This window comes from Clostridium sp. Marseille-P2415 (genome assembly GCF_900155545.1).
In the GTDB taxonomy this organism is placed as follows: domain Bacteria; phylum Bacillota; class Clostridia; order Lachnospirales; family Lachnospiraceae; genus Lacrimispora.
This window is the reverse complement of sequence record NZ_LT732526.1, coordinates 1,970,425-1,992,952: the sequence shown is the minus strand read 5'-3', so window position 1 is coordinate 1,992,952 and position 22,528 is coordinate 1,970,425. Positions and strand designations below refer to the sequence as shown.

The 22,528-nt window shown below is 46.1% G+C and carries 21 protein-coding genes; 17 read left to right on the top strand and 4 right to left on the bottom strand.

Annotated features, from left to right (window positions below; translation table 11 throughout):
- Positions 1-590: 590 nt before the first annotated feature.
- Together BQ9856_RS25260 and BQ9856_RS14080 are read right to left on the bottom strand one after the other, a co-directional pair.
- On the bottom strand, positions 591-884 hold the full coding sequence (locus BQ9856_RS25260) for an ATP-binding protein (RefSeq protein WP_235839212.1): 294 nt from the start codon (positions 882-884) through the stop codon (positions 591-593).
- Positions 885-984: 100 nt separating this feature from the next.
- Positions 985-1,620 carry a superoxide dismutase gene (locus tag BQ9856_RS14080; protein ID WP_077611600.1) on the bottom strand — a complete coding sequence of 212 codons (636 nt, stop codon included), beginning with the start codon at positions 1,618-1,620 and terminating at the stop codon, positions 985-987.
- Between the two features lie 196 nt (positions 1,621-1,816).
- Here BQ9856_RS14080 and BQ9856_RS14075 point away from each other — a divergent pair, with 196 nt between their 5' ends.
- The 4 genes from BQ9856_RS14075 (at position 1,817) to BQ9856_RS14060 (ending at position 5,544) form a co-directional block, all read left to right on the top strand.
- On the top strand, positions 1,817-2,455 hold the full coding sequence (locus tag BQ9856_RS14075; protein WP_077611599.1) for a TrkA C-terminal domain-containing protein: 639 nt from the start codon (positions 1,817-1,819) through the stop codon (positions 2,453-2,455).
- 115 nt (positions 2,456-2,570) lie between these two features.
- Entirely contained in the window at positions 2,571-3,707 is a 1,137-nt protein-coding gene (locus BQ9856_RS14070) for an ABC transporter ATP-binding protein (RefSeq protein ID WP_077611598.1), read from the top strand.
- Positions 3,704-5,269 (top strand): ABC transporter permease/substrate-binding protein, encoded by a 1,566-nt coding sequence (locus tag BQ9856_RS14065; protein ID WP_077611597.1) that lies wholly within the window; start codon positions 3,704-3,706, stop codon positions 5,267-5,269. Before BQ9856_RS14070 ends, BQ9856_RS14065 begins: the two co-directional genes overlap by 4 nt.
- The gene (locus tag BQ9856_RS14060) at positions 5,266-5,544 is read left to right on the top strand and encodes a hypothetical protein (RefSeq protein WP_077611596.1); all 279 of its coding nucleotides are present in this window, start codon (positions 5,266-5,268) and stop codon (positions 5,542-5,544) included. Before BQ9856_RS14065 ends, BQ9856_RS14060 begins: the two co-directional genes overlap by 4 nt.
- On the opposite strand, the gene BQ9856_RS14055 is transcribed toward BQ9856_RS14060, so the two are convergent.
- Positions 5,531-7,288 (bottom strand): sensor histidine kinase, encoded by a 1,758-nt coding sequence (locus BQ9856_RS14055; protein WP_077611595.1) that lies wholly within the window; start codon positions 7,286-7,288, stop codon positions 5,531-5,533. The two genes, BQ9856_RS14060 and BQ9856_RS14055, sit on opposite strands and share 14 nt — an antisense overlap.
- Positions 7,285-8,841, bottom strand: coding sequence for a response regulator transcription factor (locus tag BQ9856_RS14050; RefSeq protein ID WP_077611594.1), 1,557 nt, complete (start codon positions 8,839-8,841; stop codon positions 7,285-7,287). Before BQ9856_RS14050 ends, BQ9856_RS14055 begins: the two co-directional genes overlap by 4 nt.
- A gap of 197 nt (positions 8,842-9,038) precedes the next feature.
- Between BQ9856_RS14050 and BQ9856_RS14045 the strand changes: the two genes are divergently transcribed.
- The 13 genes from BQ9856_RS14045 to BQ9856_RS13985 all read left to right on the top strand — a co-directional run bounded on the left by BQ9856_RS14045 (position 9,039) and on the right by BQ9856_RS13985 (position 22,512).
- The gene (locus BQ9856_RS14045; RefSeq protein WP_077611593.1) at positions 9,039-10,553 is read left to right on the top strand and encodes a sugar ABC transporter ATP-binding protein; all 1,515 of its coding nucleotides are present in this window, start codon (positions 9,039-9,041) and stop codon (positions 10,551-10,553) included.
- Positions 10,550-11,551, top strand: coding sequence for an ABC transporter permease (locus BQ9856_RS14040; protein ID WP_235839211.1), 1,002 nt, complete (start codon positions 10,550-10,552; stop codon positions 11,549-11,551). The genes BQ9856_RS14045 and BQ9856_RS14040 overlap by 4 nt, the downstream gene beginning before the upstream one ends.
- Before the next feature lie 2 nt (positions 11,552-11,553).
- A complete protein-coding gene (locus tag BQ9856_RS14035; RefSeq protein WP_077611591.1) occupies positions 11,554-12,555 on the top strand; it encodes an ABC transporter permease in 1,002 nt (333 codons plus the stop codon).
- Positions 12,556-12,580: 25 nt separating this feature from the next.
- Positions 12,581-13,666, top strand: a complete 1,086-nt coding sequence (locus BQ9856_RS14030) for a rhamnose ABC transporter substrate-binding protein (RefSeq protein WP_077611590.1) — start codon at positions 12,581-12,583, stop codon at positions 13,664-13,666.
- A gap of 202 nt (positions 13,667-13,868) precedes the next feature.
- Positions 13,869-15,260 carry an efflux RND transporter periplasmic adaptor subunit gene (locus tag BQ9856_RS14025; RefSeq protein WP_077611589.1) on the top strand — a complete coding sequence of 464 codons (1,392 nt, stop codon included), beginning with the start codon at positions 13,869-13,871 and terminating at the stop codon, positions 15,258-15,260.
- Between the two features lie 13 nt (positions 15,261-15,273).
- Complete coding sequence (locus tag BQ9856_RS14020) at positions 15,274-16,065, top strand: ABC transporter ATP-binding protein (protein ID WP_077611588.1); 792 nt, start codon at positions 15,274-15,276, stop codon at positions 16,063-16,065.
- Positions 16,059-17,267, top strand: a complete 1,209-nt coding sequence (locus BQ9856_RS14015; RefSeq protein ID WP_077611587.1) for an ABC transporter permease — start codon at positions 16,059-16,061, stop codon at positions 17,265-17,267. Before BQ9856_RS14020 ends, BQ9856_RS14015 begins: the two co-directional genes overlap by 7 nt.
- 14 nt (positions 17,268-17,281) lie before the next feature.
- On the top strand, positions 17,282-18,493 hold the full coding sequence (locus BQ9856_RS14010) for an ABC transporter permease (protein ID WP_077611586.1): 1,212 nt from the start codon (positions 17,282-17,284) through the stop codon (positions 18,491-18,493).
- Positions 18,494-18,662: 169 nt separating this feature from the next.
- Entirely contained in the window at positions 18,663-19,091 is a 429-nt protein-coding gene (locus BQ9856_RS14005; RefSeq protein ID WP_077611585.1) for a hypothetical protein, read from the top strand.
- Positions 19,088-20,035, top strand: a complete 948-nt coding sequence (locus BQ9856_RS14000) for an ABC transporter permease (RefSeq protein ID WP_077611584.1) — start codon at positions 19,088-19,090, stop codon at positions 20,033-20,035. The genes BQ9856_RS14005 and BQ9856_RS14000 overlap by 4 nt, the downstream gene beginning before the upstream one ends.
- 26 nt (positions 20,036-20,061) lie before the next feature.
- Entirely contained in the window at positions 20,062-20,934 is an 873-nt protein-coding gene (gene cdaA / locus BQ9856_RS13995) for a diadenylate cyclase CdaA (protein ID WP_077611583.1), read from the top strand.
- On the top strand, positions 20,912-22,225 hold the full coding sequence (locus BQ9856_RS13990; protein ID WP_077611582.1) for a CdaR family protein: 1,314 nt from the start codon (positions 20,912-20,914) through the stop codon (positions 22,223-22,225). Before cdaA ends, BQ9856_RS13990 begins: the two co-directional genes overlap by 23 nt.
- Before the next feature lie 23 nt (positions 22,226-22,248).
- Positions 22,249-22,512: an HPr family phosphocarrier protein gene (locus tag BQ9856_RS13985; RefSeq protein ID WP_077611581.1), complete on the top strand. Its 264-nt coding sequence runs from the start codon at positions 22,249-22,251 to the stop codon at positions 22,510-22,512.
- Positions 22,513-22,528 lie beyond the last annotated feature (16 nt).

The following is a 22,528-nucleotide window of genomic DNA, read 5'->3' as shown; positions in this document are numbered from 1 at the left end:
TGATTATAAACAATGTAGCTAATATGATAACAAAAAGTTTCATAAAATTCTCCTTTTCTAACGTATATTTGAAATGATTTATATTAGCCACTGGTTGGCTGAAAAAACCATTCAATTATATTATGAGTGATTTTTCAAAAAAGTTAACCAAAATCAAGAAAAAATTTTTAAGAGGTGAAATTTTGCTAAGGGTAGATATAAAGACTGCATATAGCGAAGAATCTTATTTTCTTCCAAAATGGGATAAAGAACGTAACAAGAATTTTTATAGCGGTAAATTTTATAGCATAAAAAGTCATGTAGAATTTTATATTTGTTGAAAGAAAGCATTTTGTGATGAATTTGAAATTGTAAAAATCGTTAAAATCACGGAAGAGGATATGGATATAGAAGATTTACTGGAGAATGGCTCTATCGATCCATTCATTGACAGTCATTGCAATTTTGAATGATAGTAAACTTCCAGTTCCATTTAGATCAAGCAAACCATCGATGCTGCTTTGTTTTACATGAATATTCAGGTTAGCGACATTTTTCTGCTACCTATATTGTTTTGTAAAATTTTTTGTTCAAATATAAAATCACTCAATCTAGGAACCTCCTTTTCTTGTTGAAATCAGTCTACTATGTTGACGTTGCATCAACCTTGCAATTTGCATAAAAGAAAATCCCTGCCGGAAAACAAGGATTTTCTCAATACCAATTCTATTATCCTCTATGCGAATTTTAATTTCTGAATCATTTTTCCCCATTTCAATTTTAATTTGTGCGGCCTGACTATGAATGATGACGTTTGGTATTAAATTGTTGATAATACGTTCATATCCATCCGAGTCTGCTATTGCAAACAACAGTTTTTTTGGAATTTCTATTTCATTATCCAAATGTTTTTCTTCTAAGAGGAGGTGGTAAGTCATGCAGAAAGAAGGAAGGAGATGAGGGCATGTAGCAAAGCTCCAATATAGGATGGGGCAGGTCAGGAATTCAATCCATACATGATATACATTTCCGGTAGAGTTCATTGGCGCGTTCCCAATCCACCACCTGATACCAGTTATTGATGTATGCTTCCCGTTCATTATAATGCTTTAAATAATATGCGTGTTCCCAGACGTCAATGGTAAGAATCGGGCAGAGGTTTTGAACAATGGGAGTATCCTGATTTGCCGTAGTTACGATTTTAAGCATTCCGCCCTGGTCTGTTACCAGCCATGCGTACCCGGAACCAAAAACGGAAAGAGCTTTTTCTTTAAATTCGTCACAAAAAGCATCGACAGACCCAAAATCTTTTACAATTGCATAATAGAGCATTCCGGCCTGTGAGCGTGTTTCAGAATCAGACATGCCGTTAAAATAGAAAATATGATTGTAAACGCCGCCCCCATTATGCTGAACGGATTGCCGGACATCCTTTTTCAGACAGTCAGCGTTGCAGATCAGCTTTTCCAGTGACCAGCTCTGTAAGTCCGGGCAGTTTTTAAGAGTATTATTGAGATTATTCACATATGTTTGCAAATGCCTGTCATGATGAAGACACATTGTTTTTGTGTCGATACATGGTTCCAGCGCATCATAGGCATAAGGAAGCGGTGGGTTTACAAAAGGATAGTGCTCATTCATTTTACGATTTCCTGTTTACATTATTTATATAGATATATTCATAACATCAGGATATGTGAAAGTCCAACTTGGATTTTCTGGTATAACTGGAATTATTGGCTATAATAAGATTAAGCATATCATCTTGCCTTGTGTGATGTTTTAGGCTATACTGGTGTTGTTTTATACTATAACAAGCAAAGGAAACGTGAATTACATGGCCATAGAGTCAAAACATAAAACAGCGATTCCCCGCTATCAGCAGATCGCAGTAGAAGTGGCTGCCCGGATTGCCAACGGGGAATATCAGGAAGGTGAGAAAATTTACGCCCGTTCCTCTCTTGCCAGCCAGTATAGTGTGTCGCCGGAGACCGCACGGCGGGCGATCTGCATCCTCTGTGATCTGGGGATTGTTACTTCCGAGAAGGGCAACGGGATCATCATCAGATCCCAGAAAAAAGCAGCGGAATACATTCAGCAAAACAGCAAAAGGCAGACCATTGATACCATCAAGGAGAACCTTTTAAAAAGCGTCAGCCGCCAGAAACAGGAAATGGAGTATTTGAATGACTGCCTGAAAGATCTGATAGAGGCTTCGGTCCATTTTCGGTCAATGAATCCGTTTATGCCATTTGAGATACGAATCACCAGTGAATGTGCTTATTTGAATAAGACGGTAACTGAAATTCAATTCTGGCAGCGTACCGGGGCGACCGTAATTGCAGTCAGCAGGAACGATACTGTCATGAAATCGCCCGGACCGTACGTTGCTCTTTCAGAAAATGATACCATATATTTTGTGACACAGGATGACTCCTCAGACAGAGTAAAAGAATTTTTATATCCTTCCAAATAGGAATTTCATAACAACGCTTGAAGCCAGTTTGCTTCAGGCGTTTTTTAAAAATTTGACAAAGTAACAACTTTATAATATAATTGAGTTGTTACTTTGCTGAAAAGGAGGGATAAATATGATACAGTTTGAACGTATTTCGAAACGGTATAAGACAAAACAGGTTCTGAATGAAGTTACATTCACGATAAAAAATGGAAGCCTGGTGGCCATCATTGGCGAGAGCGGCTGTGGAAAGACTACACTCTTAAAAATGATCAACCGGCTGATCAAGCCCACGTCGGGTACGATCTGCATTGATGATAAAAATATCGGCAGCATGGATGAGGTGGCTCTGCGGCGGAGGATCGGATATGTGATCCAGCAGACGGGATTGTTTCCTCACATGACGGTTAAGGAAAATATTGAACTGATTCCAAAGCTTGAAAAGATGCCTTCCAAGGACGTTGAGGATAACACAAGGAAGCTGATGCAGATGGTAGGGCTGGACTGTGATGAGTTTCTGCACCGTTATCCGACGGAGCTTAGCGGAGGGCAGCAGCAGCGGGTCGGCGTTGCCAGAGCCTTTGCGACGGATCCGGATATTATCCTGATGGATGAGCCGTTTTCGGCTCTGGATCCCATTACAAGATCCGATCTTCAGGATGAACTGGTACAGCTCCAGGCAAAGTTAAAAAAGACGATTGTTTTTGTGACTCATGATATGGACGAAGCCATTAAGATCGCAGATATGATCTGCATTATGAAGGATGGCGATATTCTGCAATATGATACGCCGGAGCATATCCTGAACAACCCAATTGATGAATTTGTTTCGAACTTCGTAGGGAAAAACAGGATCTGGTCCTCGCCGGAGTATATAAAGGTATCGGACATCATGATCGATAACCCGGTCACCGCCACCAAAGACTTATCTGTTTTGAAATGCATTGATAAAATGCGCCAGAACAAGGTTGACAGCCTTCTCATGGTGGAACGGGACAGCCGGCGTCTGGCCGGAATCGTAAAGGCCAAAAGATTAAGAGGCGTTGAAGACAGAACCCAGCCGGCGGAGCAATACATGTATGAGGACTTTCCTACCCTGTTACCGGAGCAATGCATTCTGGATGCGCTGAAAATAGTGACCGAAAACCATGTATCCACGGTTCCGGTGGTGGATGCACAAAAGCGTCTTAAGGGGCTCATTACGCGGAGCAGTCTGGTAACGACTCTAAGTCAGCAATATTTTGACTATGAAGGAGGAGAGACAGAATGAATTTTTGGAATTATATAGGAAGCAACTATCCCCAGATCCTTTCTTTATTGATTGAACATCTGAAGCTGACTGCCGTATCGGTGGGGCTGGCTATCCTGATCGGAGTTCCCCTCGGCATTTTTATATCCTACGCGGCAAAAGCCAGCAAGCCGGTATTGTCGGTTGCAAATGTGATCCAGGCGATTCCCAGTATGGCACTGCTTGGTTTCATGATTCCGTTATTAGGGATCGGTACCATTCCTGCAATTGTTGCAGTTGTTCTTTATTCTCTGCTTCCCATCATTAAAAATACCTATACAGGAATTGATAATATTAATCCCCAGACGCTGGAGGCGGCCAGAGGAATCGGACTGACGCCGTTTCAGGTGCTGACAAAAGTGCAGATTCCTCTTGCTCTTCCGGTCATTATGGCAGGGGTACGGATCGCGTCCGTAACAGCGGTGGGGCTTATGACCATGGCCGCATTTATCGGCGCCGGAGGCTTGGGATATCTGGTATTCTCCGGCATACGGACTGTGAATAACCACCAGATCCTGGCGGGTGCCATTCCTGCCTGTTTATTGGCATTGATGGTAGACTTTCTGCTCGGTCTGGTTGAAAAGCTGGTGACGCCGGTCAGCCTTCAAAAGGGAGATACCTCAGCTAAGAAAAAAAGACGGACAGCACAAAAAGCAATTCTCGGAGCGGCCGCATTGTTCATTGCGGTTGTATTCCTTTTTACATCTGTGGGCAGTGTATCAGGAAATGTGCGTACCCTTTCCATCGGTTCCAAGGATTTTACGGAACAGGAAATCCTTGGGAATATGGTAGCTGATTTAATAGAAGACAGAACCGATATTACCGTAAACAGAAAGCTGAGTCTGGGCGGGACACAGGTCTGTTCCGCCGCAATGAAAAGCGGAGATATTGATCTCTACATTGAATACAGCGGTACCTCATATACTGACATCTTAAAACATCCGCCGATCAGTGACATGGAGCAGGTGTATCAGACTGTGAAGAAAGAGTATAAAGAGCAGTATGATTTAGAAGTACTCAAGCAGATGAATTTTAATAATACTTATGTGCTGGCTGTAACCCAGGAAACAGCGGAGAAATATAACTTAAATAAAATCAGCGATTTTGCTTTAATAGGCGGAACCCTGGCTTCCGGAACTACGTTTGAGTTCTCCAACCGGGAGGATGGGTTATCAGGGCTGCAGAAGGCATATGGTTTTCAGATTGGAAAAAGCCTTACCTTAGACGCTGCTCCCCGCTATACGGCTCTGGAAAACGGTGAGGTCGATGTCATTGACGCCTTTGCCACGGATGGGCTTTTAAAAAAATTCAACTTAAAAACTCTGGCGGATGATAAAAGCTTTTTCCCGCCTTATTATGCGATACCGGTTGTTCGGGCGGAGGCATTGGAAAAGTGTCCGGAAATCACCGGGATCCTGGAAGAACTGGGACCGCTTTTGACCGATGATGTGATGAGTGAACTGAACTATAAGGTAGATGAATTGCAGCAGACACCCGCTGATGTAGCACTGGATTTTCTAAAGGAGAACGGATTGATATCATGATTTATGGAGTCCTGCTTTTTGCTTTTCTTTCTTTTGTTTTTTCTTCTCCCAGGCGGCGCTGGCTGATAAGCGCTGACTTATCCCTGTCGCCAAGGGAAGAAAAAATCGGTGTTCTGTTTGGACGGTATATGCGGGATGCTGCTGTTGTGATGCTGCTCTTATGGCTGCTTGGCCCCTTGAACCCTCCCCATGTGTATTTGATCGCAGGGTGTGTGTTTTCCTTACGCACACTCGGCTTTCTCATTCATATGGCTCAGGTTTTCATAAAGGATTAAATGATATCCGGATCTCAACTTCAGTCCCCTTTCCGGGCAGGCTTTTGTAAGTCAGTCCGTACTCCGGCCCATAAAGGATCTGTAAACGCCGGTGCGTATTACAGACTGCAATGTTCGTTCCGTTCTTGCTGGTTCCATTGCCGGAAAGGATGCTCTCAAGCTTCCCGGAAGGCATTCCCACGCCGTCATCGGAAATCAGGATAACAGCCATATCGTTTTCCAGCCATCCGGTAATTACAATGGTGCCGCCCTTGGGGACCTTTTCCAGCAGACCGTGGATGATGGAATTTTCCACCACCGGCTGGAATGTCAGCTTGGGAACCGGGCAGTCCATCATGTAATCCGGCATATCATCCACAAAATGAATGATCTGATGGTAACGCATGTTCTGAAGGCGGACATAGATGCCTGCATGCTCCAGCTCATCGGCAACGGTGCTTAAGGTCCCCTTGCGGCTTAATGTCAGCTTGTAAAAGCGTGACAGGTCCACGACCGCTTCCGAAACCTCTTCGTTCCGTCCCTGCTGTGCCAGCCAGTTGATCATATCCATGGTATTATAAAGAAAGTGGGGGTTGATCTGGGCCTGCAGGGAATGAAACTCGGAAATCCTTAAATCCTCGGCCGCCTTTGCCTGTTCTGCAATGAGCCGGTTCATCATCCGGGTCATATAATTATAAGTATCGATCAGGCCGCCGATCTCATCGTGATAAACGGAAGCCGGGAGAGGAGTGGGGGGCCCTGTCCGGACCTTTGCCATCTGACCGATCACAGAAGAAATCCGGTTTGTAATGGAATGGGACAGTTTGTTGGCGATTAAAAATGCGGTCAGGATGCAGAGTAAGTATATGATGAAAAAAGCGATCATGATCAGAAAGCTTTTCCGGATGACCGCTCTGGAGGGTATGACAGCTACCATAAACCAGTCAGCTTTCCGGATATGATAAAAACCGGCGTAAACATCCTGGTCCAGAATGTGTTTTAAGATAAAATTATTGGAAGACATAAAGGAATCCCGTACCTGGTCATAGCTGAAATGATAGATGCCGGAAAGCGCATTATCAGAAGTGGCCACTGTGCTGTCCCGGTCGTTGATGATATAGGCTGCGCTGGTATCCTCTGTTAAGTTGTCTTTTAAAAGCTTTGTAAAGGGCAATTTAGAATAATAAATAGCTGTATAACAGGTCTGGTATTCTTTATCATAAAGAATAGAAGTCTTCGTAATAAAGGCCATGTCTCCTAATTCCCTTACTTCAATGGGACTCAAATAGAATTCAGGGCAGAACAGGGAGCCATAGGAGCGGTCTCCCTGGAAGATTCCGTACCAGTAAGAACCCTGTGCTTCACGGATAGGACGGAATATCTGCCGTGAGTTTTTATTGTGAAAGATTTCCCGGGAATCAGGAATATCCATATAAATGCGTATGCTGGTTATGAGTTCACCGTCAATGAACTGTTCCGCCGCATTGCAGAAACCGACTGCATCCGGGGAAACATTTGTTTCCAGGCTTTTCTGTACACGCAGGATCTTATTGATAAGATCATCGATCTGCGGCATGGTCCCGGCAGATGCGGTCTGTTCGGTGCGGATGGTATCCGCTAAAACCATGTCATAAAGTTTTCCGTGAAAAAAGAAGAACATGACCAGCATGGGAATCGTTGTGATGACCAGATGGGTAATGGTAAATTTTGTCTGCAGTCTCCTGTTGTTATAACAGTTTTTTCCTCTTTGAATCAGATTTTTCATCTCAACATTTTCTCCCTGTATTCTGACGGCGATAAGCCTGTCAGCTTTTTAAAGCTTTTGCTGAAATAATTTCCATTGCTGTACCCCACCTTACAGGAAATATCCGTTATCTGATTGCGGGGGTCAGCCAAAAGCTCTTTTGCCTTTTTCATCCTGAAATCAGTGAGATACTGATTGATGGTCTGTCCCGTTTCATTCTTAAAATAAGTGCATACATAAGATGCCGATAAGAAAACCTGGCGGCCGATGTCGCGCACCGACAGGGCTTCGTCACTGTAATGAGAATGGATATAATCCTTAATAAAAAAGACCGTGGAATTTTCCGGAACATAAGACTGGGCGGCTTCGAGAAGCAGCTCTGTTTTTTGTAAAAGCTTTTGGTGGAGTTCTTTAAAGCTGAAGCAGTTCTCCAGAAGCTTCATGGCATTTTCCGGTTCTACGGCCGGAGCCAGCTTTAGCTGCTGGCGGCAATCTTCTAAAACCATGAAAAGCTTATAATATAAATCCTTTGCCTCATGGGGAAATAAATCCTGACGCTGGTAGAAATTCTCATAGAGCCCCAGGAGCAGTTCTCTGCCGGCATTCCGGTTTTTTGATAACACAGCTTCTGAAAGGCCGGATACCCAGCTGCCGCTCCGGACCGGACCTGTCTGATCCAAACGGTTTCCCGCTTTTGTCCCCGGAGTGAACAGTGTTCCGGAATCAAAGAAAAAACTGCTTTGCATTAGGGATACTGCAGACGCATAAGACTCATAGGCCTTTGCGATTCCTGCAGAAGGTTCTCCTCTGCTGATATAAAAAGCGCCGGCCTGGTCTAAATGACTCTTTAAGAAAGCGCTGATCCGGTGTAATACCTGCCCGGAAGGCGGATAAGGAGATGCGATATGGAATATATGGTATTGGATATGTTTGGAAACATAGTAAACCTGCATATGGGTATGGGAAAGAAACTCCTCTAAGCCGGAAAGCAAATGGTCAATCATGCCGGAATCTGCCTGACTTTGTTCCAGTTTTACAATAAAAGAAGTAAAACTTATATATGGAGAAAGCTTAAGGCCAAGCTCCCGGACAAGGGCGGTTATGGCTTCCTTCCTGTCCTTATAGGGATGTGTGAGGGCAGCGGCAAGGGATGAGGCTGTGCCCCTGGAGTAGAATAATTCATTTTTCACGGTTCTCATATTCTGCATGACACAGTGACAGGCCTCCCTCACCGACCCCGTGACTTCTGCCGGATTTAACGGCTTTTCCACATAGTTGACGGCCTTCAGACGAATCGCAGCTTTTAAATATTCTTTATCCGAATAGCCGCTCATAAAGATAAAGGCTGAATGGGGAAGCTGCTTTTCCAGCCTTTCCACTAATTTAATGCCGTCCATTCTGGGCATACGCACATCGCATAAAACAATTTCCGGTCTTACTTCTTTTGCAATACGAAGACCGCTTATCCCGTCCTCGGCCTGGAACAGCTGAAAGATTCCAAGAGATTCCCAGTCTATGGATTCAATCAGGCCAATGCGTGTAAGCTCTTCATCATCAACGATCAGCAATTTCATGATAGCTCCCCTCCTACATGCATTTGATTCACTATCATTTTAGCAAAATAACCAAAGAATTCAAGGGGAAAATACGGATTACTGTCCTTATTTACAAGAAAGTGAAAAAGATATTACCCGTAATCGAAAGATAATGCTGTTTGTCCTCCGCCTTTCCAATGATAAACTGGTTGTAGTTGAGAAGGGAGGAAGAGGTTGTGTCCGAATATGTTTTGGAACTAAAGGGCGTTACAAAAATATTTCCCGGCGTTAAGGCTTTGGATCAGGTGCAATTTAAACTGAAAAAAGGGGAAATCCATGCGCTGATGGGAGAAAATGGGGCAGGGAAATCTACATTTATCAAGGTGATCACGGGAGTTCATAGGGCGGACGCGGGAGAGCTTTTTTTAGACGGGAAAAATGTGGAATTTAAGGGGCCGAAAGAAGCCCAGTCTGCCGGGATTGCAGCGGTTTACCAGCATCCGACTTCCTATCCGGACCTTACGGTTACGGAAAATATATTTATGGGCCATGAGATCGTAAAGAACGGTGTCCTCCAGTGGAAGCAGATGAACCGGGCCGCCGGACAGCTGTTAAAGGAACTCAGTGCTGATTTTAATCCGGACGATGAGATGGGCAGCTTAAGCGTGGCCCGGCAGCAGATGGTGGAAATAGCAAAGGCACTTTCCGCCCAGGCAAGAATCATGATTCTGGATGAACCTACGGCTGCACTGACTAAAAATGAGTCTGAGGATCTTTACCGGATCGTGGATAAGCTGAAATCTGCAGGAGTTTCGATCATTTTTATCTCACACAGGTTTGAGGATATGTACCGGCTGGCAGACCGGGTGACCGTTTTCCGGGATTCCCGGTACGTCGGCACTTATGAGGCGGACAGCATAACAAATGCAGAATTAATTAAGGCCATGGTAGGCCGTGAGATAAAGGATCTTTTTCCCAAGCCTCATGTTGCCTTAGGTCCGGAAGTCCTGCGTGTAGAAAACCTGTCACGAACCGGATATTTTAAAGACATCAGCTTTTCGGTACATCAGGGAGAGATCCTGGGGCTTACCGGACTTGTGGGGGCAGGGCGGACGGAAGTGGCGGAAAGCGTTTGCGGGATTACGAAGCCGGATTCCGGAAGTATTTATGTGGAAGGCAGACGGGTCACCATAAAGCACCCTTCGGATGCCATGAAGGAAGGGATTGTCCTTCTTCCGGAGGACCGGCAGAAGGAGGGACTGATCCTGGATTGGGGGCTGGGGCGCAATGTCACGCTTCCGGTTCTGGGAAACTATGCAAAGTATGGGGTTGCCAATGAAAAAATGGAACAGGAGACGGCAAAGAGGCTCCTGGAGGAAGTGGATACAAAGGCAGTTTCCATTTTCGATCCTGTAAGCTCCTTATCCGGCGGGAATCAGCAAAAGGTAGTCGTGGCAAAGGCTTTGAGCCAGGAGATGAAGGTTGTTATTATGGATGAGCCCACGAAAGGGGTGGATGTAGGAGCAAAGGCGGAGATTTACCAGATCATGGGGGATCTGGCGAGAAAAGGGTATGCCATAGTCCTGATCTCCTCTGAAATGCCGGAAATCCTTGGTATGAGCGACCGGATCCTGGTTATGTGCAGCGGCAGGCTTTCCGGGGAGCTGTCCCGGGAGGAAGCAACACAGGAATCCATTCTTCAATATGCCATGGAAAAATCGGAAAAGGATACAGGAAAGGGGGTGCAATGATGGAGAAAAAAAGCCTGTTAAAGAGGATCATTCGTTCCAGGGAAGCCAGCCTGCTCCTGGTTCTGGTCGTCCTGTGTACGGTGATCCAGATACTCAGCCCCTCGTTTCTGACTGCAAAATCCATACTGGATATGTTAAAAAACAATGCGGTCATCATGATCATGGCATTGGGAATGCTGTGCGTTCTGCTGATCGGCGGAATCGACATATCCATTACCTCCACATCGGCGCTTTCCGGCATGACGGTCGGCATGCTTCTTAAATACGGTGTGGTACATAATACAGTTCTTTTGTTTCTGATTGCCATATTAACAGGCGCATTGTGCGGAGCCGCAGTCGGACTTGTGATTTCGAAAGGGAACGTGCTTCCTATTATTGCAACAATGGGCTTTATGTACATTTTCAGGGGCTTTGCTTATCTGGTCGCCAAAAGCCAGTGGGCCAGTGCGGAGAACCTGGGGGATTTTAAAAATTTTGCTTTGGAAAAAGAGCTTGGGTTTGGTATATTAAATAACGTTATCATGATCGTTCTGGTATGCTATATTGTTTTTTTCGCGGCTATGAAATGGACCAGGACAGGAAGAAAGATCTATGCGGTAGGAAGCAATCCGGAGGCAGCGGACATATCAGGCATTCCTGCTTTCAAAATCAAGCTGACGGTCTATACCCTTATGGGAATGCTGTCAGGCTTGTGCGGTGCGCTTGCGGTTGCGGTATATTCATCCGCCCAGCCCAACATGCTTTACGGAAAGGAAATGGATGTGATTGCGGCATGTGTTATTGGGGGTGTAAGCATGTCAGGCGGAAGGGGATCGGTTGCCGGTGCATTATTGGGATCTCTGATCCTGGCAGTTATTGCCAAAGCCCTGCCCCTCGTGGGAATTGATTCAATTGTACAGAATACGGTAAAAGGCGGCATCATATTGGCGGTGATTATTTTTAATGTAGCGGCCCGGCGCGTGATGCAGAAAGAAAACTTAAAAGGAAGGGAGATGTAGCCATGGCTGGAAAATCCGGAAGAAGCATATCGGCCCAATACGACCGCAGCTGGAAAAAAAGTCTGTTTACCTGGGAAGGAGTACTGATATTTCTGTTTTTCATCGTGAACCTGTTCTGTATGTGCATCTCACCAAGCTATAAGCTGACCAATGTACTCCGTGAGATGCCAAAGTATTTAACCGAGGTATTCCTGCTGCTGCCCATGGCATACATTCTCATTTTGGGCGAGATTGATCTGTCCGTGGGAGCAACGGTCTGCCTGTCGGCAACAACTGCCTGCCTTGCGGGAAATGCAGGCCTCCCGTTTCCGGCCGTCATTCTGGTGGGAATTCTGGTGGGCACAGCCTGTGGACTTTTTAACGGAATTGCCGTCACTTTATTTCCAGAATTACCGTCCATGATCGTCACGCTGGCAACCATGATCCTGTTCCGCGGGATCGCCGAGGTGGCGCTGGGGAGTGGAGGATCCGTATCCCTTAAGAACAATCAGGGCTTTCGCGCCATGGCAGGTAAAATAGGCCCGGTTCCTTATATTTTCTTTGCTGTTATCCTGGCAGCGGTTGTTTTCACTTTTATTTTGAGCAGGACTACATTCGGACGAAGGCTGTATGCCATAGGAAGCAACCGGTTGACGTCTTATTATTCCGGAATCCATGTCCGGAAAATCCGCCTCATCGTTTATTCCACCGCCGGCATGATGGCTGGAATCAGCGCCGTGTTTCTGGTTTCCGTGCTTTACGGTGCCAATACTACAACAGGCAGCGGGTTTGAACTGGATGCCATTGCCATGGCTGTGTTTGGCGGAGTCTCTACAGCAGGCGGGAAAGGAAAATTGACCGGTGCGGTCATATCGGCATTTATCATCATCTGTCTGAGGATCGGGCTGGGGCAGATCAATATGAATCCTCAGGTCATATTAGTTATCCTGGGTGCGCTGCTCATTCTGGCAGTTATGATCCCTGGCATTTTAAAAAATGTAAAATTAAAAAGAAAAAAACTATGATTGGAAAGAGGGAGGTAATCTCAAAATGAGAAAACAAATGGTTTGTGCATTGCTGTGCACCGCAGTGATAGCGGGGGTTCTTGCGGGCTGCGGAAGTAAGAAAGACGCAGGGGGAGAACAGACATCTGCCCGGAAGGCGGAAGCAACAGCCCAGGAAGGGGCAGGCGGTTCCTCCGGTAAGACCTATGCGGTCATTACAAAAGCGGCCGGCAACCCATACAGTGAGAAGATGGCTCAGGGGTTTAAAAAGGTGATTGAAAGGGAGGGGGGAACCTGCATCATCAAGCAGCCGGAGTCCGCGACAGCGGATGCACAGGTTTCTGTGATCCAGTCACTGATTTCCCAGGGGGTGGATGCCATCTGCATTGCAGGGAATGATGAAAACGCCCTGCAGGCAGCCCTGGGGGATGCTATGGCAGCAGGAATCAAGGTATCCTGCCTGGATTCCAAGGTAAACAAGGACAGCCGGCAGACATTTGTAAACCAGGCTGGGACAAAAGAAATCGGTCAGTCCCTGATGGATGCTGTTTATGATATCGCAGGCGGCGAGGGAGACTGGGCAATTCTTTCCGCCACCTCTCAGGCCACCAACCAGAATGCGTGGATCGAAGCCATGAAAGAGGTTATGAAGGAAGAGAAGTATGCAAAGCTGAATCTGGTTGAAGTTGCGTATGGGGATGATGAACCGCAGAAATCCACAGACCAGACACAGGCCCTTTTATCCAAATATCCGGACTTAAAGGTGATCTGTGCACCGACAACGGTCGGAATTAATGCGGCTGCAAAGGTTCTTCAGGATGAAAAGTCAAAAGTAAAGCTGACAGGCCTTGGCCTTCCCTCCGAAATGGCGGAATACATAGGGGATGATGATGCTCATTCCTGTCCTTACATGTATTTATGGAATCCCATTGATGTAGGTTCCCTGGGAGCTTATACTTCCATTGCTTTGGTAGACGGGACCGTCACAGGAAAAGCCGGAGATAAGTTTACGGCAGGAGAGATGGGGGATTACGAAGTGATTGAGGCATCGGATGGCGGGACTGAGATCATACTTGGGCCTCCATTTAAGTTTGACGCCTCCAATATTGATGAATGGAAGTCTGTCTATTAATGTTAGATATGAAAAGAAAAACCGGGGAAAAAATGATACCCCGGTTTTTTTCGGTTTGAGCATCAGGGTGTATGAATGGAGGTAATTAGCAGGAAAAATGGAAATATTTAGAAAAATGTAAGAATTTCATACAGAAATTTGTTATAACAGCCCGTTATAATAAGAAAAAATGGAATTGTATTCAATTAGGAGGGAAAAGGGCATGAAAGCATGGAAACCCATAAGGAAAAAAAACAGCGAAGCGGTGGATACGGAAACAGAAGTGGAAGCCATGTCTGACGAAGCGTTTGATAAAGAGCTGCAAAGCCTGATGGAAGAGGAAAAAGGCGGAAAAAAGAAAAAGAAGCGTATCAGAAAAAAATGGAGCAGAAAACGGAAGATCATCACTGGAGGGGCGGCAGCCATTGGAGTCCTTTTTCTTGCCTTCCGGGTTTTGGCAGGCGGAAACAGTGTGTCCATGATGGTGAATACGTCACCCCTTAAAAAGGGTGAGGTGGTCGAGATGCTCTCGGTAAGCGGTCCGGTGCAGGGGACCGACAGCGTGGAGGTGGTTTCCAATCTTCATGCGGAGATTCTGGAACTTCCGGTCAAGGAAGGGGACCGGGTGGAAAAGGGACAGCTTTTGGCCACTCTGGATGATAAGGATGCAAAAAAAGAAGTGGACATCGCCCAGAACGATTACGATCTGGCTGTCAGCACCTATAATGATAAGCAGCTGGAAGCGGAAAACGGCTACGCTAAGGCGAAGCAGGACTATGATACCGCAAAAGCCAATTATGACAGGACTCTCACCCTGTTCCAGGGAGGAAGTGCTTCCCAGGTGGAGCTGGAGACAGCTTCCAATACGATGAATGATGCCCAAAGGGAAATGAGCACCTATACATTAAAAGACGGAAGACCTGTTGCCAATGAATCCTATTCTCTGCAGATCGAAAAGGCAGCGTTTGAGCTGGAGCAAAAGAATGAGGCGCTTTCCAATACCAAGGTCACCAGCCCGATAACAGGTACAGTTGTACGGGTCAACTGTAAGGTGGGGCGGTTTGCGGATAAAACCGATGATGATAAGCCAATGTTCATTATCAATAATTTAGATGTACTGGAAATGAAAATAAATGTAAGCGAGTATTCCATTGGCAAGGTAGCGATCGGACAGCCGGTGGATATCAGTGCCGATATTTTAAACGGCGAAACCGTGAAAGGCGAGGTGACCGCTATTTCCCCCACCGGTGAGGAAAAGGGAAACGGTTCTACGGAGAGAGTCATTCCTACCACGATCCGGATCATTGATCAGAATACCCGCCTGATCGCAGGCATTACCGCCAAGGCAAAGATTGAACTCCAGAAGGCGGAAAATGCATGGGTGGTTCCGATTTCCTCTCTGATCCAGCAGCCCGATGACAGCATGGCCATTGCTGTGGTGGAGCAGAATACGGTGAAATTCATTAAGGTTAAGACCGGAGTTGAAAGCGACATCCAGGTAGAAATCATACCAGAAGAGGAGGGAACCCTCACGGAAGGAATGCAGGTGATTGAGACGCCTTCCGGAATGATCGCGGATGGCATGACAGTGACCGTGGCACCATCGGTCCAGTAAAGGGGGAGGCAGCATGTGGAAAAAGAAAGATAAGCTTCCGGCCTACATAACGGAAAATGTCAGGGAAGATTTAATAAAGCTGGTTGACATGGTAAAGGTCTATGATACCGGTTCCATCAAGGTGCTGGGGTTAAAAAGGGTGAACTTAACCATTAAGCGCGGCGAATTTGTATCCATTATGGGGCAGTCCGGATCCGGAAAATCAACGCTTATGAATATTTTAGGCTGTTTGGACCGGCCGACCATGGGCCATTATTATCTGGATGGCATCGATACTGCTGATCTGCCCCCTGATGACTTATCGGCCATCAGGAACCGAAAGATAGGATTTGTATTCCAGTCCTTTAACCTGATATCACGTACCTCTGCGCTAAAAAACGTGGAATTGCCCATGACCTATGCCCATATTTCCAGAAAGGCCAGAGAGAAACGTGCTCTGGACCTTTTGGAACGCGTAGGATTGGGCAGCAGGTATGAGCACATGCCGAATGAGCTTTCCGGCGGACAGAGGCAGAGAGTGGCCATTGCCAGGGCATTGGCCAATGAGCCCCCCCTCATTCTGGCCGACGAACCTACGGGTAATCTGGATACGGCTTCCTCGGTGGAGATCATGGAGCTGTTTTCCAAGCTTCACAAGGAAGGTGCTACGGTGGTGCTGGTAACCCATGAAGAAGACATTGCGGCATTCACCGAGCGGATCATACGGTTCCGGGATGGACAGCTGGTAAGTGATACCCCGAATGTTCCCAAGAATCTCACGCCTGAGGAGGCAGCAAGGATGCAGAGAGAGGGGACGTCATGCTGATAGAAAATATGAGTATGGCACTTCACGCCATAAAGTCCAATAAAATGAGATCCTTTCTGACCATGCTGGGAATTATCATTGGCATCGGAGCGGTGATTGCCATTGTATCCGTGGGCGACAGCATGAGGAATCTCTTTTCGGACGCCTATAAGGATGTAGGATTTAACCGGGCTGTTGTCATGGTGTCCTATGAGGTGGATGACTTCCGCATGACGGATTATTTTACAAGGGACGAAATGGAACGGATTAAGGACCTTTACCAGGACAAAATTGAGTACATTGACAGCGATGCTTATGCGGAAACGGAAGCGGTTAACGGGCGTAAAAAGGTGAAATACCAATTCCAGGGCATTGATTCTAATTATACGGATGTACAGCCTTTAAACATTATTTACGGCAGGGCGATAAACGCAGCGGATGTGAGAGGTGCGGCCAACCATGTGGTTCTGGAGGACAAAGGCGCAATACAGCTGTTCGGCACGGCAGACTGTGTGGGAAGGACCTTCCGCATGACCATAAATAAGGATACCCAGGAATTTACGGTTGTAGGGGTGTACCACAAGGATATGTCTCCCATGATGGCCATGTTGATCGGGAATGGCCAGAACCAGTCCGGTTTCATACCGGATACCGTTCTCACAAAACCCAATGATTATTTTCAGGATCTGAATTTCTATATCCGGGATGGGGTTGATATGAATGCATTTCTTTCAGAATTGACCAGGTATGTTGCGAAACTGAAAAACCGTCCGGAATCGGAAATCAGGACCATGTCTGTGGTGGAACAGATGGGGAGCATGGATTCCCAGCTTTCGGGCATGTCGGCTGCTGTAGGAGGAATTGCTGCCATTTCACTGCTTGTAGGCGGAATCGGGATCATGAATATCATGATGGTTTCTGTTACGGAACGGACACGGGAAATAGGAATCCGAAAGGCATTGGGTGCCAGAACAAAGGATATCATGATTCAATTTCTGACGGAATCCGCCCTCATGTCGGCCTGCGGAGGGATCATCGGCATCATCCTGGGAGTGCTGTTGGTTAAGACAGGAGGCGCCGCCTTAAAAATGACCGTGATCGTAAAGCCCGCTGTGGTGATCATAGCAGTTGGTTTTTCAGCTCTGGTAGGAATTTTCTTTGGTCTTTATCCGGCTTCAAAGGCGGCAAAAGCCGACCCGATCGAAGCGTTAAGGTATGAATAAAAGGAGGAGGCATCATGTTACTGGAAAATATGAGTATGGCCATTCACGCCATTAAGGCCAACAAGATGCGGTCCTTTCTGACCATGCTTGGAATCATCATCGGCATTGGTTCTGTCATAGCAATTGTATCCATTGGAGATACCATGCGTTTCATGGTATCCGATCTCTATAAGAATGTGGGGATGACCCTGGCCAATGTTTATATCTGGCCAAAGGATGGGGAGGATATGAGGCAGAGTGATTATTTTACCCTTGATGAGATGGACCGGATCAAAGAAGTGTTCGGCAATGATATCAGCTACATTGACAGCAATGCCAGCGTGAGTGCGGAAGCCATTTTTGGACGCAATAAGGTTAAATATCAGTTTGAAGGCATCTATGCCAATTATCCGGATGTACATGAAATCAACATTGTTTATGGCCGGAATTTAAATGAAGCCGATATAAAGGGCAGAAAAAACAATGTTGTTTTGGAAGCAAAGGGAGCAAAGGAACTGTTCGGTACGGAAAATGCGGTAGGGAAAACATTCCGCACTACCATTTACAACGTTACAGACGATTATAATGTGGTTGGTATATACCGGCTTGATCAGAGTCCTTTTGAGGCATTGATGATGGGAAGCAGTAAAACCAAGGCAGGTTATATCCCAAATTCTCTGTTGACCTGGCCAAATGATACCTTTTTCAACATCAGGCTTTACGCAAAAGAAGGAACTGATATGGAGGCTTTTTCTGATAAGTTTTCCGCTTATATAGCTAAGCTCAAAAACCGGAAGGTGGAAGATGTTACGTTCTACTCCGTGGCAAGTGAGATGGGAAGTGCAGACACCATGATGGGCGGCTTATCTGCCGCTGTGGGCGGAATCGCAGCAATCTCTCTTCTGGTAGGCGGAATCGGGATCATGAATATTATGCTGGTTTCTGTTACCGAGAGAACAAGGGAAATCGGAATCCGGAAGGCGTTAGGCGCAAAGACACGGGACGTTTTGATCCAGTTTTTGACCGAATCAGCGATTCTTTCTGCTTTGGGCGGAATATTGGGCATTGCGGTAGGCGCAGGGCTGGTTCTGATCGGTGGAGCGCTGTTTGGCATTGCGGTGGTTATAAAACTGCCTGTAATCCTGGTGGCGGTAGGTTTTTCGGCTTTAGTAGGTTTATTTTTTGGTATATACCCGGCCTCAAAGGCTGCTAAGGCAGACCCGATTGACGCCTTAAGATATGAATAGACAGCGCAGCGGATCCGCTGCGCTGGTTTTTTCCCCGGAAACAGCTGTTTTTCCGGTATGGAAACATTGGATTCATTACAAAATAATAAAAATTCCGTATGGGGCTCGCAAAGTAAAAAGTTCTATGCTATAATAAAGTGATATCTTATGGTATAGTGAAGGAGACCATATGCTTAGTGAAGAGAAAATTAAAATCATGACCAATCTTGCCATGTTTGAAAAACACGAGGGAAAGAGGATATTTCCTGTTAACCGTTACTTCAAAAGCGATTATATCGGCAGTAAGCTGTTCCGCTCCTTTTTCAGCTACACCCTGAGTTTTATGTTATGCCTGATTTTGTGGGGGCTATATTATATGGAACAGTGGCTGAACACCATGGAACGGAGCAGCCTGACTGCTGCCGGAATCCGGATTGGCGTGATTTACATTGCAGGACTGGTGATCTATCTGGGTATCAGCGGTCATGTTTATATGAAACGGTATGAATACGCCAGCCGTGGGATAAAGGTATATTTAGCAAAATTGAAAAGACTGGACAAGCGATACGAAGGGAATGCCAGGCCTTTAAAAAGAACAAAAGGAGGGCGGACATCATGATGGGCCTTCTCGTATTGAAAGAACGGTTGAAAGAATTTTACGCAAGGTTTGAAATTTATGTAACGCCTGTGATCAAGTTTATCTTCAGCTGTCTGGCGTTTTCCCTGATGAATCAGAATATCGGTTTTATGGCAATGCTGACAGGGCCTTTTATTCCTCTGGTTCTGGCTTTGGTATGTTCATTTTTGCCCTATGGAGCCATCTCTTTTCTGGCAGCCGGATTTATGCTTGCCCATTTATCAGGGATTTCTCTTGAGATTACGCTGGTTATGGCTGTCTTTGTTGTGGTGGTAGGACTTCTTTATTATGGATTCCAGCCGGGTGACAGCTATTTACTTGTGCTGACCCCGGTATTTTTCCTTTTAAAGATACCTTATGCAATCCCGCTGATCGTAGGCCTTTCAGGAAGCATTGTTTCCGTCATTCCGGTAAGCTGCGGCGTTTTCATTTATTATACGCTTCTCTATGTAAAGCAGAATGCCGGAGTTTTAACAAATGATATGTCAATGGATGAGGTACAGAAATTCATGCAGCTCATGAAGAGCCTGTTGTCCAATAAGCTGATGCTCGTGATGGTTGTAGCGTTTGCCCTGGCACTTGTGGTGGTGGTGATCATCCGGAATTTATCCGTGGATTACTCCTGGATCATTGCCATAGTAGCGGGAACCATTGCACAGCTTAGCGTGATTTTTATCGGAGATATTACCGCGGATGTGTCGGTTTCCGTTATCCAGCTTCTGGTTGGAATCCTGATATCCATTATTATTGCAGGGATCTATACTTTTTTCATTTTTGCAGTGGATTATTCGCGGACGGAATATGTACAATTTGAAGATGATGACTATTATTATTATGTCAAGGCGGTACCAAAGCTGACAGTCAGCACGCCTGACGTAAAAGTTCAGAAAATCAATGCCAGAAAACTCCAAAGACCGCAGAGGTAGAAAGAAATAAAAGGGAGGTGGATAACATGGCAGATTTTTTAGATGGGATGTATTCCTGGGTTTCTTTTCTGCCCAGGATATCGAAAACAAACCTGGTTGAGATTATTATTATTGCTGTTCTGCTGTATGAGCTGCTGACCTGGATCATGAATACAAGGGCCTGGACTCTGTTAAAGGGAATCATTGTGATCCTTGTTTTCTATGTATTTGCTTATGTTTTCCGGCTTGATAACATTTTTTGGATTCTCAATAAAATTGCGACGCCGGCGGTGACCATGGCAATCGTGATCTTCCAGCCGGAGCTTCGGAAGGCTCTGGAGCAGCTGGGAAGCAAGAATCCGTTTACCGGAATCCTGACCTTTGATGATGGAAGAGATAATTCCGGTTTTACGGATAAGACCATCAATGAGCTGGTTAAGGCGACTTTTGAGATGGCAAAGGTCAAGACGGGAGCCCTCATGGTAATAGAGAGGGGAGATTCCCTAAAGGAGATTGAGCGTACCGGAATTGAGGTGGGAGGCATTGTAAGCAGCCAGCTTCTTATCAATATTTTTGAGCATAACACACCGCTGCATGACGGAGCGGTGGTGATCCGCGGAAACCGGGTGGCAGCGGCTACCTGCTATCTGCCGTTGTCCGATAATATGACGATCAGCAAAGACCTCGGTACGAGGCACAGGGCTGCGGTAGGGGTCAGCGAAGTCAGCGACAGCATTACCATCGTGGTATCGGAAGAGACCGGGCGTGTGACTGTGGCTTTGGAAGGCGGGCTGAAGCGGATTATAGATGCAGATATGCTCCGGACCATCCTGTCCGGAGTAAAACAGGTGGAAGAGGAAGGAAGCAGATTCAGGATTTTGAAGGGAAGGCGGAAGAATGAAGGAAAAACTTTTAAATAATCTTGGACTCAAGGTTGCTTCCCTGGTGCTTGCCTTTGCAGTGTGGATGGCGATTGTTAACATTTCCAATCCGGTCATTGACGATTCCCAGTTAGTCACAGTAGAGGTGCAAAATGAGGAAGTGCTGAAAGCTGCCAATTTAACCTATGAGATGGGAAAGGATGTCGTGACAGTCAGTTATCAGGTGAGGACCAGGGACCGGTCTCTGGTGAAGGCCTCAGACTTTCATGCATATGTTGATTTGAAGGACTATAATGTGACCGGAGCGATTCCGATTACCGTGGAAATAAACAAGGATAAAGAGGCACTGGTTAAAAGTGATACCATTACGGCAAAACCCATGGTAATCCGGGTTAAAACGGAAGAGCTTCAGCGCAAGAAATTCGATCTTAAAGTCAAAGCCGGTGAGCCTGCGGAAGGTTATGCTCTGGGGATGATCAGCCTGTCACCGGATTACGTGACGGTGGAAGGTCCGGAATCCCAGATCGGCCAGATCAATTATATGGGAGTGGAGATCGATGTGGACAATGCCGATGCGGACCGGAATGGAACGGTCGCTCCGGTCTTTTATGATGCAAACGGCAATAAGCTGGATATAGGGGATAATGTTACGGTTAACCGGCAGGAGATCGAATATAACGTATCCATACTGAAAGCCAAAAATCTTTCCCTTAACTTTGAAGTTTCGGGAGAGGTGGCAAAGGGATACCGGTATACAGGGGTGGAATGCAGCGTGAAATCGGTTCCGGTCGTGGGTACCAAGTCCATCCTGGCGTCCTTGTCCACATTGTCTGTTTCGTCGGATAAGTTAAACATTGACGGTGCTACCGCCGATAAAGTGGTCCGGCTGGATTTAAGCCAGTATCTGCCGCCAAGTACCTCTGTTGTAGGGGAAGAATATAAGAATGTAACCGTAAAGCTTAAGGTAGAACCGCTGACGACCAGGGTGTTCCCCCTGAAGCTGGATCAACTGGATAAGAAGGGAATGGGGGCTGATTACGATTACAGCTTTGATAAGGAAACTTCCGATGTTACCATAAAGGGTCTGAAGGAAGACCTTGACGCTCTGGAGGAAAAGGATTTGAATGCGGTCCTTGACGTTTCTAATCTGGTGCCTGGCCCTCATCCTGGAATGCTGACGTTTGAGGTATCGGGAGGATTTGAAGTGGTTGGCTTTACTCCGTTCAACGTTACGGTTGTCCCTAAGAGTACAGAACCTGCAACTGAAGGAAGTACTGCTGCGGCCTCCACAGAAGTGGAAGAGACACAATCGCAAAAAAGGGAAGAATGATGATAGAATGGAGGAAATTCAGTATGGTCAGTGCTAAAGTTGTTATAAAGAATCCTACCGGCCTGCACTTAAGGCCGGCAGGAATTCTTTGTAAGGAAGCCATGAACTTTAATTCTACAGTGAGTTTTCGATTTAAGAATACCACTGCCAATGCGAAAAGCGTGCTTAGTGTATTGGGCGCCTGCGTAAAAAGCGGCGACGAGATTACCTTTGTCTGTGAGGGAGCAGATGAAGAGGAAGCTCTGGCGACCATGGTCAAGGCTGTTGAGGAGGGCCTTGGCGAATAGATTACTTAATTCAATA